The sequence below is a fragment of the Cupriavidus basilensis OR16 genome (assembly GCF_000243095.1).
GTDB classification, from domain to species: domain Bacteria; phylum Pseudomonadota; class Gammaproteobacteria; order Burkholderiales; family Burkholderiaceae; genus Cupriavidus; species Cupriavidus basilensis_D.
Genome location: NZ_AHJE01000051.1, coordinates 1 through 13,483 on the forward strand (window position 1 = coordinate 1; position 13,483 = coordinate 13,483).

Below are 13,483 nucleotides of genomic sequence, written 5' to 3' on the forward strand. Positions count from 1 at the left end.
TCGACGGACGTCCTTCCGTTCGCACCACGTTCGTCCACTGCCGAGCCTGACGGCCGGTCCCGTTCCACTATCCGGGGCCGTCGCTGGCCGAGGACTTCGTGAGCGGGGCGGGACGATGATGGGATTTTTCACGAGCATCGGCTCCGCGGTGCGGCAGTCGGTCAGCGGCCTTGGCCATGCCACGCGCATGTTTTTCACGGTACTGGCGATGTCGCCGGCGCTGCTGCGCCGCTTCCGGCTGGTGAGCGACCAGATTTTCTTTGTCGGCAACCTGTCGCTGGTGATCATCGCGGTTTCAGGCCTGTTTGTCGGCTTCGTGCTGGGTTTGCAGGGCTATTACACGCTAAATCGCTACGGCTCCGAGCAGGCGCTGGGTTTGCTGGTGGCGCTCTCGCTGGTGCGCGAGCTGGGCCCGGTGGTGACGGCGCTGCTGTTCGCCGGCCGCGCCGGCACTTCGCTGACCGCCGAGATCGGCCTGATGAAGGCGGGTGAGCAGCTCACCGCCATGGAAATGATGGCGGTCAATCCGCTGCAGCGCGTGATCGCACCGCGCTTCTGGGCTGGCGTGGTGGCCATGCCGGTGCTGGCGGCGATTTTCAGCGCCGTTGGCATCCTGGGCGGCTATGTGGTCGGGGTGCAGATGATCGGCGTGGACGCGGGCGCGTTCTGGTCGCAGATGCAAAACGGGGTCGATGTTCGCAATGACGTGCTCAATGGCGTCATAAAGAGCTTCATTTTTGGCATTGCGGTGACGTTTATAGCGTTGTACCAGGGCTATCAGGCCAAGCCGACGCCGGAAGGCGTGTCGCGTGCCACCACGCGCACCGTGGTGATTGCCTCGCTGGCGGTGCTGGCGCTGGATTTCCTGCTGACTGCGCTGATGTTCAGCTGACTTGGCCGGTGCGGTCGCCGGAGCCGGAGTACTTGAAGAAGAGACGCAGATGAAAAGAAATACACTCGATTTCTGGGTTGGGCTGTTTGTTGTGGCGGGTTTCGTGGCGCTGCTGTTCCTGGCGCTCAAGGCCGGCAATATGAGCGCCCTGTCGTTCCAGGACACCTACTCGGTGCAGGCGCGCTTCGATAATATCGGCGGCCTGAAGCCGCGCGCCCCGGTAAAGAGTGCCGGCGTGGTGGTGGGCCGGGTGGCGGATATCCGCTTCGACGACAAGACTTACCAGGCGACCGTGACGATCAACCTGGAAAAGCGCTACCAGTTTCCCAAGGACACCTCGGCCAAGATCCTGACCTCGGGCTTGCTCGGGGAGCAGTACCTGGGCCTTGAGGCGGGCGGCGACACCGCCATGCTGGCCGAAGGCTCGCGCATCACCATGACGCAGTCGGCCGTGGTGCTGGAAAACCTGATCGGGCAGTTCCTTTATAACAAGGCCGCCGATGCGGGGGCGGGTGGCAACAACGCCGGCGGCGCTGCCGCTGGAGCAGCCAGCGGTGCCGCGGGGGGATCGAAATGAACGGCAAGGGTGCTGCGCGCTGGCGCGCGGGACGAAACTGCTTGCTGGCGGCATCGGTCGCATGGTTGGCGGCAGGTTGCGCGACCGGGCCGACGGCCAACCCGAAGGACCCCATCGAGCCCCTCAACCGGGAAGTCTTCAAGATCAACGACGCCGTTGACAGGACCGTGCTGCGCCCGGTTGCCCAGGTGTACGCCGATTACGTCCCGTCGCCGATCCGCACCGCAATCGACAACGCCTTCTCCAACGTCAGCGATGTCTACTCTGCCGTCAACAACCTGCTGCAGGGCAAGCCCACCCGCGCCGCGGAAGACACCATGCGCGTGGCCATCAACAGCGTGCTGGGCATCGGCGGGCTGATCGACATCGCCACGCCGGCCGGCTTGCCGAAGTACAAGGAAGACTTCGGCCAGACCTTGGGCGTATGGGGGGTGCCGGCGGGCGCGTACCTGGTGCTGCCGCTGTTCGGGCCCAGCACGGTGCGCGATACCGCCGGCATGCTGGTCGACCGCCAGATCGATCCGTCGGCGTATCTCGATCCCGTGTGGCTGCGCAACACGCTGTTCGGGGTGCGTGTCGTCAACACCCGGGCCTCGCTGCTTGGCGCCTCGGGCCTGATCGAGATGGCGGCGCTCGACAAGTACGCCTTCATGCGCGACGCGTACCTGCAGCGCCGCGAGTACCAGATCTATGACGGCAACCCGCCGGAGAGCGACGATACCGTGCCGGCCAGCCCGCCGCCGGATGCCACGCAGGAAAACCAGGCGTTGCCCACGTCGCCAGTGCAGATACCCGGCAATATCGGCAATTTCCGCTTGCGCTGAGCGGGATTTGCCGCGGCTCGTGTCGCCGCTGTGAGTGGTGCAACAAAGTATGAAAATGTGGCGCCGGAAGCTCCGGCGCCGCGAACTCCCAGGCCTTGCCCGAACTCCAACTCGGCGCATGACCATCACCGGCCTTGGTGCCGGGACGCGCAAGGATGCCGTATCTTGGCCCCCTGCGCTATCGAATTGAAAAGGACGAAATATGCTGAAGCGACTGTTGCTGCCTTTCCTTACCGTGGTTGCCTTCTCCGGCGCCGCCCATGCCCAATCGCAGGATGCCAGCACGCCCGACGGGCTGGTCAAGGCCGTGGTCAGCGATGTGATGACTTCGGTCAAGGCGGACAAGGACATGCAGGCCGGGAACATCGGCAAGATCTCGGCGCTGGTCGAGCAGAAGATCCTGCCCAACGCGAATTTCCAGAAGACCACGCAGATCGCCATGGGCCGCAACTGGTCCAAGGCCACGCCCGAGCAGCAAAAGCAGATCACGGACGAGTTCAAGACCCTGCTGATCCGCACCTATTCGGGCGCCATCGCGCAGATTCGCGACCAGAGCGTGCAGTTCCGCCCGTACCGCGGCAGCCCGGACGATACCGATGCCACCATCCGCACCCAGGTCGTCAACAAGGGCGAGCCGATCCAGCTCGACTACCGCCTCGAGAAGACCCCGCAAGGCTGGAAGGTCTATGACATCAACGTGCTGGGCGCCTGGCTGACCGAGGCCTACAAGGGCAGCTTCAACACCATCGTGGGCCAGCAGGGCGTGGACGGCGTGATCAAGACGCTGCAAGATCGTAACCGCCAGCTCGCCAACGCCAAGAACTGAGCCTGCCAGCCTGCCGGAAAGGCAGGCTGCGGCCCAGCATGGCTGGCCGAAGTGTTCTACAATGAGCGCTCCCGCACCTGCGGGAGTGCTTTTTTCCAGACCCGCATCCCAGGACCGCTGCCAGATGCTTTCGCTCGACACCTCGCTGACCAACCGCAACGCCGCCACCGTGCTGCGTGACGGGCTGGCACGCCTGGCCCAGGGCGAAGCCCAGGTGGACTGCGGCAAGCTGACCCAGGTCGACTCCGCCGCCGTCGCGGTGCTGCTGGCCTGGCAGCGCGATGCCGCCAGCCGCGGCCAGTCGCTGGTGATCGTGGGCGTGCCGTCCCAGCTGGCTGAGCTGGCCGCGCTGTACGGCGTCGATTCCCTGCTGCAACTTGGCGCCCAGGCGAGCGCCACGGGCGCGCGGGACGCGCAAGGCACCGTTTCCCACCGACATTGAACCGGCATCCGTGGCAAGCTGCTGATCTGCGCTTGCTACCGCGATGCCCGGGCGATGGCTCGCGCCACGCCTCGCGCTCAAAGCGGGACTGCTCCCGCATCCCCTATAATTCCGGGTTGTTCGACCGTTCCGGCATATAAGGCACGGACAAGACACGGTCGAAGCACCCAGGCGGTCCCCGCCATTTCAAGGAGGCCGGCGTGCGAGCCCACAAGAGCCCGACGCGCTTGCCAAACAGTATCCGGCCATGAAAGCCATCGAACTCAAAGACGTTCGCAAGCGCTACCGCAACCTGCAAGCGCTCAAGGGCGTCAGCTTCACCGTCGAGCGGGGCGAATTCTTCGGCCTGCTCGGCCCCAACGGTGCAGGCAAGACCACGCTGATCTCCATCCTGGCGGGCCTGAACCGTGCCGATTCCGGCAGCGTCAGCGTGCTCGGCCACGACGTGGTGTCCGATTACCGGCTGGCGCGGCGCATGCTGGGCGTGGTGCCGCAGGAACTGGTCTTCGATCCCTTCTTCACGGTGCGCGAGACGCTGCGCCTGCAGTCCGGCTACTTCGGCCTGACCCGCAATGACGACTGGATCGACGAGATCATGGCCAACCTCGATCTCACCAACAAGGCCGACGCCAATATGCGCCAGCTCTCCGGCGGCATGAAGCGGCGGGTGCTGGTGGCCCAGGCACTGGTGCACCGGCCGCCGGTCATCGTGCTCGACGAGCCCACCGCCGGGGTCGACGTGGAATTGCGCCAGACGCTGTGGAAGTTCATCTCGCGCCTGAATCGCGAGGGCCACACCATCATCCTGACCACGCACTACCTGGAAGAGGCCGAGGCGCTATGCGACCGCATCGCCATGCTCAAGTTTGGCGAGGTAGTGGCGCTGGACCGCACCAGCAACCTGCTGAGCCAGTTCGCCGGGCTGCAGCTGGCGCTGACATTTTCCCGCGGTGCGTTGCCTGCCGCGCTTGAGCCGCTGCGCATGCCCTCCTCCAACCCGGGTGAGCGCGCGGTGCGCCTGCGGCTGTCGGGGTACCCGGCGGTGGAGCCGATCCTGGCCGCCTGCCGCGAGGCCGGCTGCGAGATCGAAGACATGGAAATCAACAAGGCAGACCTGGAGGACGTGTTCGTGCAGATCATGCGGCGCGAAGGCCATATGCCGGGCGCGCTGCCGGATACGGCGGTGGAGGCTGCAGCATGAAGATGCCGACCGAATTGGACACTACGCAAGATGCCATCAACACCCACCTCGCGCCGATGGCGGTGGGGGGGCTGGTGGGCTTTCGTACCTTGCTTTACAAGGAAGTGCTGCGATTCTGGAAGGTCAGCTTCCAGACCGTGGCGGCGCCGGTGCTGACCGCGATCCTGTACCTGCTGATCTTCGGCCACGTGCTTGAGAACCGCGTGAAGGTGTACGACCAGATCAGCTATACCGCGTTCCTGGTGCCGGGGCTGGTGATGATGAGCGTGCTGCAGAACGCCTTCGCCAATAGTTCGTCGTCGCTGATCCAGTCCAAGATCACCGGCAACCTGGTGTTCATCATGTTGCCGCCGCTGTCGCACTGGGAAATGTTCGGCGCTTATGTGGTGGCGTCCATCGTGCGCGGCCTGGCCGTGGGCCTTGGCGTGCTGCTGGTGACGGCCTGGTTTGCCAACCTGCATTTCGCCAATATCGCCTGGATCCTGGTGTTTGCCGTGCTGGGCGCGGCGATCCTTGGCACGCTGGGGCTGATCGCCGGGATCTGGGCCGAGAAATTCGACCAGCTCGCGGCCTTCCAGAACTTCCTGATCATGCCGGCCACCTTCCTGTCCGGCGTGTTTTATTCGATCCACTCGCTGCCTCCCTTCTGGCAGGCGGTGTCGCATGCCAATCCGTTCTTCTACATGATCGACGGCTTCCGCTATGGCTTCTTCGGCGTCTCCGACGTGGCGCCGAGCTTCAGCCTCGCAGTTGTGGGTACGGCTTTCGTGGTGCTTGCAACGGTCGCGCTGCAGATGCTCAAGAGCGGCTACAAGCTGCGCCACTGAGCGCTACCCACAAGAGCAGAACGCCAAGAGCCCGTCTATCTGGATCCGGAACCGCAAGCGAATCAACGCGAAAAGACCATCATGCTGCCTACACCCCAACAAGTCAGGGACTACATCGCCCAAGGGCTGTCCTGCGAACACCTGGAAGTGGAGGGCGACGGCCAGCACTTCTTTGCCACCATCGTCAGCGCCCAGTTTGACGGCAAGCGCCTGATCCAGCGGCACCAGCAGGTCTATGCCGCGCTGGGCGACCGCATGCGCGCCGAGATCCACGCACTGTCGATGAAGACGCTGACGCCGGCGGAATGGCAGGCGCAGGCGGGCGAGGGAAAGCAGTAAGAGCCGGGACCAGCCGGACCCGCACGAATAGATACGGACCAACAAGCTGGCCGCCCGACAGGCCGGACATGACAATCAGGGCTGTGCCGCTCGCGCGGCGGCCCACGGGTACCAGATGCTGCGACGGCGCGCCTTGACGCACCGCCGCGGGCCGTAATGAAACATGCCGGACGCCAGCGGGCGGCCGGCCGGAATTGAATGAACATGGACAAACTCGAGATCCAGGGCAATGGCCCGCTGCGGGGCGAGATCCGCGTCTCCGGCGCCAAGAACGCCGCGCTGCCGATCCTGTGCGCGGGGCTGCTTAGCGCCGACACCATCGCGCTCGACAACGTTCCCAGGCTGCAGGACGTGGATACCACGCTCAAGCTGCTGCGCCAGATGGGCATGAAGGCCGAGCAGGACGGCACGCGCGTGACGCTCAACGGCGCCGAGGTCAACTCGCCCGAGGCTCCCTACGAGCTGGTCAAGACCATGCGCGCCTCGATCCTGGTGCTGGGCCCGCTGGTGGCGCGCTTTGGCGAAGCGCGCGTGTCGTTGCCCGGCGGCTGCGCCATCGGCGCGCGCCCGGTCGACCAGCACATCAAGGGCCTGCAGGCCATGGGTGCCGAGATCAGCATCGAACACGGCTTTATCCATGCCCGTGCCAAGCGCCTGAAGGGCGCGCGCGTGGTGACCGACATGATCACCGTGACCGGTACCGAGAACCTGCTGATGGCCGCCACGCTGGCCGACGGCGAGACCGTGCTCGAGAACGCCGCGCGCGAACCCGAAGTGACCGACCTGGCCAACCTGCTGGTCAAGATGGGCGCCCGCATCGCGGGCATCGGCACCGACCGCCTGGTGGTGCAGGGCGTGGAGCGCTTGCATGGCGCCAGCCACGCCGTGATCGCCGACCGCATCGAGGCCGGCACCTTCCTGTGCGCGGCCGCCGCGACGCTGGGCGACGTGGTGCTGCGCGGCGTGTCGCCGCATATCCTGGACACGGTGCTCGACAAGCTGCGCGAAACCGGCGCCGCCATCGAGACCGGCGAGGACTGGATCCGCCTGACGCTGGCCCAGCGCCCGCAGTCGGTGAGTTTCCGCACCTCCGAATATCCGGCGTTCCCCACCGACATGCAGGCACAGTTCATGGCGCTGAACAGTGTGGCCGGCGGCGTGGCCCGCATTACCGAAACCATCTTCGAGAACCGCTTCATGCACGTGCAGGAGCTCAACCGGCTGGGCGCCGACATCGCGGTGGAAGGCAATACCGCGGTCGTCACCGGTGTGCCCCGGCTGTCGGGCGCCAAGGTGATGGCGACGGACCTGCGCGCCTCCGCCAGCCTGGTGATCGCCGGCCTGGTGGCCGACGGCGAGACCGTGATCGACCGCATCTATCACCTCGACCGTGGCTATGACCGCATGGAAGACAAGCTGTCGGCCGTCGGCGCCAAGATCCGCCGCATCGCCTGAGCGCAAGAAAAGATAAAGGACGCAGATGAGCCCCTCCCCGACCCAGTTGACGCTGGCCCTCTCCAAAGGCCGGATCTTCACCGAAACCATGCCGCTGCTCGAGGCGGCGGGCATCCATGTCACCGAGGATCCGGAAACCTCGCGCAAGCTGATCCTGCCGACCTCCGATCCGGACGTGCGCGTCATCATCGTGCGCGCCTCCGACGTGCCGACCTACGTGCAGTATGGCGCGGCCGACTTCGGCGTGGCGGGCAAGGACGTGCTGATGGAGCACGGCATGGCCGGGCTCTATGCACCGATCGACCTGAATATCGCCAAGTGCCGCATGTCGGTGGCGACCTCGGCCGGCTTCGACTACGCCAGTGCGGTGCGCCAGGGCGCGCGGCTGGCCGTGGCCACCAAGTATGTGCAGACCGCGCGCGAGCACTTCGCCAAGAAGGGCGTGCACGTGGACCTGATCAAGCTGTATGGCTCGATGGAACTCGGGCCGCTGGTGGGACTGGCCGACGCCATCGTCGACCTGGTCAGTACCGGCGGGACCTTGCGCGCCAACAATCTGGTCGAAGTGGAAGAGATCGCGCAGATATCGTCGCGCCTGGTGGTCAACCAGGCTGCCCTCAAACTCAAGCGTGAGCGGCTAGCCCCGATTCTCGACGCGTTTGAACGGGCCTCCGCCGCGCTGGCCTGATGCCGCGCTAGTGAGCGCCTGGGGAATGGAGTCATGAACGAAAATTCTATGGAAAACCTCGAAATCCGCCGGCTTGATTCGACCGAGCAAGGCTTTACCGCCGAGTTGCGCAAGGTGCTGGCGTTCGACGCCGGTGAAGACGACGCCATCGATCGCGCCGTGGCGCAGATCCTTGCCGATGTGAAGGCGCGCGGCGACGCCGCGGTGCTGGAGTACACGCAGCGCTTCGACCGCGTCGAGGCCAGCTCCATGGCCGCGCTGGAGATCTCGCCGGCCAAGCTCGAAGCCGCGCTCGACGAGCTCGAGCCCAAGCGCCGCGCAGCGCTGGAAACCGCGGCGGCGCGCGTGCGCGCCTACCACGAGAAGCAGAAAATCGAGTGCGGCAGCCACAGCTGGGAATACACCGAGTCCGACGGCACCGTGCTGGGACAGAAGGTGACCCCGCTGGATCGCGTCGGCATCTACGTGCCAGGCGGCAAGGCGGCGTATCCGTCGTCCGTGCTGATGAATGCCATCCCCGCACGCGTGGCCGGCGTCAAGGAAGTCATCATGGTCGTGCCCACGCCGGGCGGCGTGCGCAACGAACTGGTGCTGGCCGCCGCGCAGATCGCCGGCGTGGACCGCGTGTTCACCATTGGCGGCGCGCAAGCGATTGGCGCGCTGGCCTATGGCACGGGCACGCTGCCCCAGGTCGACAAGATCGTCGGCCCGGGCAACGCCTACGTGGCGGCGGCCAAGCGCCGCGTGTTCGGCACCGTTGGCATCGACATGATCGCCGGCCCGTCCGAGATCCTGGTGATCTGCGACGGCACCACCGATCCGGACTGGGTGGCGATGGACCTGTTTTCGCAGGCCGAGCACGATGAGCTCGCGCAATCCATCCTGCTGTGCCCGGACTCGAACTACCTGGCCCAGGTGGAGGAGAGCATTCATCGGCAGATCGATTCCATGCCGCGCCGCGATGTCATTCGCGCCTCCCTGTCCGGGCGCGGCGCGCTGATTCGGGTGCGCGACATGGATGAGGCTTGCGAGATCGCCAACGCGATCGCGCCGGAGCACCTGGAGATTTCCGCCGAGAACCCGCGCCACTGGGCCGAGAGGATTCGCCACGCTGGCGCGATCTTCCTGGGCCGCTACACCAGCGAGTCACTGGGCGACTACTGTGCCGGGCCCAACCACGTGCTGCCGACCTCGCGCACCGCGCGTTTCTCGTCGCCGCTGGGTGTGTACGACTTCCAGAAGCGCTCGAGCCTGATCGAGGTGAGCGAGCAGGGCGCCCAGATGCTGGGCCAGATTGCCGCCGAGCTGGCCTACGGCGAGGGCTTGCAGGCCCACGCCCGCAGCGCCGAATACCGCCTCAGGCGCAACTGAGGCATGGCGGCCGGTACCGGGTTTGTGCCCGGGCCGGCCAGATTTCAGCAACTACCATCGACAACCACCTAGCCAAGAGGTAACTCCAATGTCCGTAGTGCAGCCTTCCCTGATCGAACGCATCATCCGTGACGACGTACGCGCCATGGGCGCCTACCATGTGCCGGATTCGCACGGTCTGGTCAAGCTGGATGCGATGGAGAATCCCTACCAGTTGCCCGACGCCCTGCGCGGGAAGCTGGCCGCGCGCCTGGCCGAGGTGGCGCTGAACCGCTATCCGGTGCCCAGCAGCGAAGCCCTGCGCGCGCGCCTGAAGACGGTCATGAACGTGCCCGCGGGCATGGACGTGCTGCTGGGCAACGGCTCGGACGAGATCATCAGCATGTTGTCGCTGGCGGCCGCCAAGCCGGGCGCCAAGGTGCTGGCACCGGTACCGGGCTTTGTCATGTACGCCATGTCCGCCCAGTTTGCCGGGCTGGAGTTCGTCGGCGTGCCGCTCAAGGCGGATTTCACGCTCGACCGCGCCGCCATGCTTGCGGCCATGGCCGAGCACCAGCCGGCCATTGTCTATCTGGCCTACCCCAACAATCCCACCGGCAACCTGTTCGATGCGGATGACATGGAAGCCATCGTGCGTGCCGCCCAGGGCGAGGTCTGCCGGAGCCTGGTGGTGGTCGACGAGGCCTACCAGCCGTTCGCCCAGGACACCTGGATGCCGCGCCTGGCCGAGTTCGGCAACCTGCTGGTGATGCGCACTGTGTCCAAGCTGGGCCTGGCCGGCATCCGGCTAGGTTACCTGGCCGGCGCACCGGAGTGGCTCTCGCAACTCGACAAGGTGCGCCCGCCATACAACGTCAATGTGCTGACGGAGGCCACCGCGCTGTTCGTGCTGGAGCATGTCGACGTGCTGGATCAGCAGGCTGCGCAACTGCGCGCCGAGCGCGCCACCGTGGCCAGCGCCCTGGCCGCCTTGCCGGGCGTGACGGTGTACCCGAGCGCCGCCAATTTCCTGCTGGTGCGCGTCGACGATGCCGCCCGTGTGTTCGACGGGGTGCTCGCGCGCAAGGTTTTGATCAAGAACGTGGGTAAAATGCACCCATTGCTGGCCAACTGTCTGCGCGTCACGGTCAGCACTCCCGAAGAGAACGCGCAATTTCTCGCTGCCTTCCAGGCAGCGTTGCAGGATTAACACCATGCGTGTTGCAGAGGTCACCCGCAATACTTCGGAAACGCAGATTCGCGTTTCGCTGAATCTCGATGGCACCGGCCGCCAGAAACTGGCGTCCGGCGTGCCGTTCCTCGACCACATGCTGGACCAGATCGCCCGCCACGGCATGTTCGACCTCGAGGTCGAAGCCAGCGGCGACACCCATATCGATGACCACCACACGGTGGAAGACGTCGGCATCGCGCTCGGCCAGGCTGTCGCCAAGGCCATTGGCGACAAGAAGGGCATCACCCGCTACGGCCACAGCTATGTGCCGCTGGACGAATGCCTGTCACGCGTGGTGATCGACTTCTCAGGCCGCCCCGGCCTGGAATTCCACGTGCCGTTCACCCGTGCCCGGGTGGGCAGCTTCGACGTGGACCTGACCATCGAGTTCTTCCGCGGCTTCGTCAACCATGCCGCGGTCACGCTGCATATCGACAACTTGCGCGGCATCAATGCCCACCATCAATGCGAAACCGTGTTCAAGGCCTTCGGCCGCGCGCTGCGTATGGCGGTGGAAATGGATCCGCGCGCCGGCAACACGATTCCGTCGACCAAGGGCACCCTCGTCGGCTGAACCTTGACTGGCGTCCACCAGCCTCGCATGGCGGCGCGTTCTGCGCCGCCGGCGGCAAACCTCCGATCAATGTGGTGCCGATGCGGCACCGACGCGGCATTAGCGCAACATTAGCCCAACCCGATGGATACGCTTAAGTCGTTCATCTCGCTGCTGGCGCTGATCAATCCGATCGGGGCCATCCCGTTCTTCATCAGCCTGACAACCCAGCAGACCGAGGAAGAAAAGCGGCATACCATCAAGATCGCGGCGATCTCGGTGGCGACGGTAGTGGGCATCTCCGCCTTGCTGGGCCAGCAGATCATCGAGTTCTTCAATATCTCGGTGGCTTCGCTCCAGGTGGGCGGCGGCCTCATCATGATCATGATGGCGATGAACATGCTGAACGCCCAGACCAGCCGCACCAAGGCGACGCCCGAGGAAGAGGACGAGGCGGAAGCCAAGGCCAGCATCGCGGTGGTGCCGCTGGCGCTGCCCTTGCTGACCGGGCCCGGCTCGATCAGCACGGTGATCGTCTACGCCGGCAAGACCCAGCATTGGTACCAATTGCTGATTCTGGTCGGAATTGGGGTCGCGCTGGGCGCAGTGGTATATATAGTATTCCGCGCCGCGGACCCGATCGCGCGTGTGATCGGCCGCACTGGCATCAATATCGGCACGCGCCTGATGGGACTGATCCTGTCGGCGCTGGCCGTGGAATTCATTGTGGACGGGCTTAAGACATTGTTGCCTGTTTTGAAATCATGACTACCATAGCAATTGTGGATTACGGCATGGGCAACCTGCGCTCGGTAGCGCAGGCCCTGCGTGCGGCGGCGCCGGAGGCGGACGTGCAGGTGGTGGACCAGCCCGAGGCGATCCGCGCGGCGGACCGCGTGGTGCTGCCCGGCCAAGGCGCGATGCCCGACTGCATGGGCGCGCTGGGTGCGTCCGGCTTGCAGCAGGCGGTGATCGAGGCCGCCGCCAGCAAGCCGATGCTGGGGGTGTGCGTTGGCGAACAGATGCTGTTCGACTGCAGCAAGGAAAGTAGGACGCAGGACGGCAGCACGCCTTGCCTGGGGCTATTGCCTGGCGAAGTGATCCGCTTCGAGCTGGAAGGCATGACCCAGCCGGACGGCTCGCGCTACAAGGTGCCGCAGATGGGGTGGAACCGGGTGCGGCAAGCGCGCTCCCACCCGCTGTGGGCCGGCATTCCCGATGAAAGCTGGTTCTATTTCGTGCATAGTTACTACGTGCATGCGCAGGATCCGGCACATATCGCCGGCGTAACCGACTACGGTGTCTTATTTACGAGCGCGGTAGCGCGCGATAATATTTTTGCCACGCAGTTCCACCCGGAAAAGAGCGCCGCCATGGGCTTGCAGCTGTACCGGAACTTCGTGCACTGGAATCCCTGACTCTCGATAGCGGTTTTTTCGGGACCGAGTTGGCCGGCCACGGTGGCTAGCTCAATTTTCTCTTTCACTCAATCACGCTCGTCACACTTATGTTGCTCATTCCGGCCATCGACCTGAAGGACGGTCAATGTGTACGCCTTAAACAAGGCGACATGGACCAGGCCACCGTCTTTTCCGAAGATCCCGCCGCCATGGCACGTCACTGGGTGGAGCAGGGCGCACGGCGCCTGCACCTGGTCGACCTCAATGGTGCGTTCGTGGGCAAGCCCCGCAATGAAGCTGCCATCAAGGCCATCATCGCCGAGGTGGGCGATGAGATCCCGATCCAGCTTGGTGGCGGCATCCGCGACCTGAACACCATCGAGCGCTGGCTCGACGGCGGCCTGTCTTACGTGATCATCGGCACGGCCGCGGTCAAGAATCCCGGGTTCCTCAAGGATGCCTGCACGGCGTTCGGCGGCCACATCATCGTCGGCCTGGACGCCCGCGAAGGCAAGGTTGCCACCGATGGCTGGAGCAAGCTGACCGGCCACGAAGTCGCCGACCTCGCGCGCAAGTACGAGGACTACGGCGTGGAAGCCATCATCTACACCGACATCGGCCGCGACGGCATGCTGCAGGGCATCAATATCGATGCCACCGTCAAGCTGGCGCAGTCGGCGACGATTCCGGTGATCGCCAGCGGCGGGCTGTCCAACCTGGCCGATATCGAACGCCTGTGCAGCGTGCAAAAGGATGGTGTCGAAGGTGTCATCTGCGGCCGCGCGATCTATTCGGGCGACCTCAATTTCGCCGAAGCCCAGGCGCTTGCCGACAAGCTCGGCGCCGAGCAGTAAGACAACGCGCCTCGCGCGCGA

General features: G+C 65.1%; 16 protein-coding genes. All 16 read left to right on the forward strand.

Features of this window, described 5'->3' with window-relative positions; all coding sequences use genetic code 11:
- Nucleotides 1-115: 115 nt before the first annotated feature.
- The 16 genes from mlaE (at nucleotide 116) to hisA (ending at nucleotide 13,462) form a co-directional block, all read left to right on the forward strand.
- Nucleotides 116-892, forward strand: a complete 777-nt coding sequence (gene mlaE / locus OR16_RS19370; protein ID WP_006159642.1) for a lipid asymmetry maintenance ABC transporter permease subunit MlaE — start codon at nucleotides 116-118, stop codon at nucleotides 890-892.
- A gap of 49 nt (nucleotides 893-941) precedes the next feature.
- Nucleotides 942-1,469 (forward strand): outer membrane lipid asymmetry maintenance protein MlaD, encoded by a 528-nt coding sequence (gene mlaD, locus OR16_RS19375; RefSeq protein WP_006159643.1) that lies wholly within the window; start codon nucleotides 942-944, stop codon nucleotides 1,467-1,469.
- On the forward strand, nucleotides 1,466-2,293 hold the full coding sequence (locus OR16_RS19380) for an MlaA family lipoprotein (RefSeq protein ID WP_006159644.1): 828 nt from the start codon (nucleotides 1,466-1,468) through the stop codon (nucleotides 2,291-2,293). The genes mlaD and OR16_RS19380 overlap by 4 nt, the downstream gene beginning before the upstream one ends.
- A gap of 202 nt (nucleotides 2,294-2,495) precedes the next feature.
- On the forward strand, nucleotides 2,496-3,119 hold the full coding sequence (locus tag OR16_RS19385) for an MlaC/ttg2D family ABC transporter substrate-binding protein (protein WP_006159645.1): 624 nt from the start codon (nucleotides 2,496-2,498) through the stop codon (nucleotides 3,117-3,119).
- Between the two features lie 61 nt (nucleotides 3,120-3,180).
- Entirely contained in the window at nucleotides 3,181-3,561 is a 381-nt protein-coding gene (locus OR16_RS19390; protein ID WP_337459851.1) for an STAS domain-containing protein, read from the forward strand.
- A 247-nt stretch (nucleotides 3,562-3,808) separates the two neighbouring features.
- The gene (locus OR16_RS19395) at nucleotides 3,809-4,762 is read left to right on the forward strand and encodes an ABC transporter ATP-binding protein (protein ID WP_006159648.1); all 954 of its coding nucleotides are present in this window, start codon (nucleotides 3,809-3,811) and stop codon (nucleotides 4,760-4,762) included.
- 56 nt (nucleotides 4,763-4,818) lie between these two features.
- On the forward strand, nucleotides 4,819-5,589 hold the full coding sequence (locus tag OR16_RS19400; RefSeq protein WP_085961303.1) for an ABC transporter permease: 771 nt from the start codon (nucleotides 4,819-4,821) through the stop codon (nucleotides 5,587-5,589).
- An 81-nt stretch (nucleotides 5,590-5,670) separates the two neighbouring features.
- Nucleotides 5,671-5,928 carry a BolA family protein gene (locus tag OR16_RS19405; protein WP_006159650.1) on the forward strand — a complete coding sequence of 86 codons (258 nt, stop codon included), beginning with the start codon at nucleotides 5,671-5,673 and terminating at the stop codon, nucleotides 5,926-5,928.
- A gap of 204 nt (nucleotides 5,929-6,132) precedes the next feature.
- On the forward strand, nucleotides 6,133-7,383 hold the full coding sequence (murA, locus tag OR16_RS19410; protein ID WP_006159651.1) for a UDP-N-acetylglucosamine 1-carboxyvinyltransferase: 1,251 nt from the start codon (nucleotides 6,133-6,135) through the stop codon (nucleotides 7,381-7,383).
- Between the two features lie 25 nt (nucleotides 7,384-7,408).
- Nucleotides 7,409-8,071 (forward strand): ATP phosphoribosyltransferase, encoded by a 663-nt coding sequence (gene hisG, locus OR16_RS19415; protein WP_006159652.1) that lies wholly within the window; start codon nucleotides 7,409-7,411, stop codon nucleotides 8,069-8,071.
- 33 nt (nucleotides 8,072-8,104) lie between these two features.
- The gene (hisD, locus tag OR16_RS19420) at nucleotides 8,105-9,442 is read left to right on the forward strand and encodes a histidinol dehydrogenase (RefSeq protein WP_006159653.1); all 1,338 of its coding nucleotides are present in this window, start codon (nucleotides 8,105-8,107) and stop codon (nucleotides 9,440-9,442) included.
- 88 nt (nucleotides 9,443-9,530) lie between these two features.
- Complete coding sequence (gene hisC, locus OR16_RS19425; protein WP_006159654.1) at nucleotides 9,531-10,631, forward strand: histidinol-phosphate transaminase; 1,101 nt, start codon at nucleotides 9,531-9,533, stop codon at nucleotides 10,629-10,631.
- 4 nt (nucleotides 10,632-10,635) lie between these two features.
- Nucleotides 10,636-11,229 carry an imidazoleglycerol-phosphate dehydratase HisB gene (gene hisB / locus OR16_RS19430; RefSeq protein WP_006159655.1) on the forward strand — a complete coding sequence of 198 codons (594 nt, stop codon included), beginning with the start codon at nucleotides 10,636-10,638 and terminating at the stop codon, nucleotides 11,227-11,229.
- 123 nt (nucleotides 11,230-11,352) lie between these two features.
- Complete coding sequence (locus OR16_RS19435) at nucleotides 11,353-11,976, forward strand: YchE family NAAT transporter (protein ID WP_006159656.1); 624 nt, start codon at nucleotides 11,353-11,355, stop codon at nucleotides 11,974-11,976.
- The gene (hisH, locus tag OR16_RS19440; RefSeq protein WP_006159657.1) at nucleotides 11,973-12,626 is read left to right on the forward strand and encodes an imidazole glycerol phosphate synthase subunit HisH; all 654 of its coding nucleotides are present in this window, start codon (nucleotides 11,973-11,975) and stop codon (nucleotides 12,624-12,626) included. The genes OR16_RS19435 and hisH overlap by 4 nt, the downstream gene beginning before the upstream one ends.
- Before the next feature lie 89 nt (nucleotides 12,627-12,715).
- On the forward strand, nucleotides 12,716-13,462 hold the full coding sequence (gene hisA, locus OR16_RS19445) for a 1-(5-phosphoribosyl)-5-[(5-phosphoribosylamino)methylideneamino]imidazole-4-carboxamide isomerase (protein WP_006159658.1): 747 nt from the start codon (nucleotides 12,716-12,718) through the stop codon (nucleotides 13,460-13,462).
- Nucleotides 13,463-13,483: the final 21 nt, after the last annotated feature.

Excerpts from the sequence above, each read along its gene's own strand:
- mlaE (WP_006159642.1), top strand. The coding sequence starts at position 116 with ATGATGGGATTTTTCACGAGCATCGGCTCCGCGGTGCGGCAGTCGGTC.
- mlaD (WP_006159643.1), top strand. The coding sequence starts at position 942 with ATGAAAAGAAATACACTCGATTTCTGGGTTGGGCTGTTTGTTGTGGCG.
- OR16_RS19380 (WP_006159644.1), top strand. The coding sequence starts at position 1,466 with ATGAACGGCAAGGGTGCTGCGCGCTGGCGCGCGGGACGAAACTGCTTG.
- OR16_RS19385 (WP_006159645.1), top strand. The coding sequence starts at position 2,496 with ATGCTGAAGCGACTGTTGCTGCCTTTCCTTACCGTGGTTGCCTTCTCC.
- OR16_RS19390 (WP_337459851.1), top strand. The coding sequence starts at position 3,181 with ATGAGCGCTCCCGCACCTGCGGGAGTGCTTTTTTCCAGACCCGCATCC.
- OR16_RS19395 (WP_006159648.1), top strand. The coding sequence starts at position 3,809 with ATGAAAGCCATCGAACTCAAAGACGTTCGCAAGCGCTACCGCAACCTG.
- OR16_RS19400 (WP_085961303.1), top strand. The coding sequence starts at position 4,819 with ATGGCGGTGGGGGGGCTGGTGGGCTTTCGTACCTTGCTTTACAAGGAA.
- OR16_RS19405 (WP_006159650.1), top strand. The coding sequence starts at position 5,671 with ATGCTGCCTACACCCCAACAAGTCAGGGACTACATCGCCCAAGGGCTG.
- murA (WP_006159651.1), top strand. The coding sequence starts at position 6,133 with ATGGACAAACTCGAGATCCAGGGCAATGGCCCGCTGCGGGGCGAGATC.
- hisG (WP_006159652.1), top strand. The coding sequence starts at position 7,409 with ATGAGCCCCTCCCCGACCCAGTTGACGCTGGCCCTCTCCAAAGGCCGG.
- hisD (WP_006159653.1), top strand. The coding sequence starts at position 8,105 with ATGAACGAAAATTCTATGGAAAACCTCGAAATCCGCCGGCTTGATTCG.
- hisC (WP_006159654.1), top strand. The coding sequence starts at position 9,531 with ATGTCCGTAGTGCAGCCTTCCCTGATCGAACGCATCATCCGTGACGAC.
- hisB (WP_006159655.1), top strand. The coding sequence starts at position 10,636 with ATGCGTGTTGCAGAGGTCACCCGCAATACTTCGGAAACGCAGATTCGC.
- OR16_RS19435 (WP_006159656.1), top strand. The coding sequence starts at position 11,353 with ATGGATACGCTTAAGTCGTTCATCTCGCTGCTGGCGCTGATCAATCCG.
- hisH (WP_006159657.1), top strand. The coding sequence starts at position 11,973 with ATGACTACCATAGCAATTGTGGATTACGGCATGGGCAACCTGCGCTCG.
- hisA (WP_006159658.1), top strand. The coding sequence starts at position 12,716 with ATGTTGCTCATTCCGGCCATCGACCTGAAGGACGGTCAATGTGTACGC.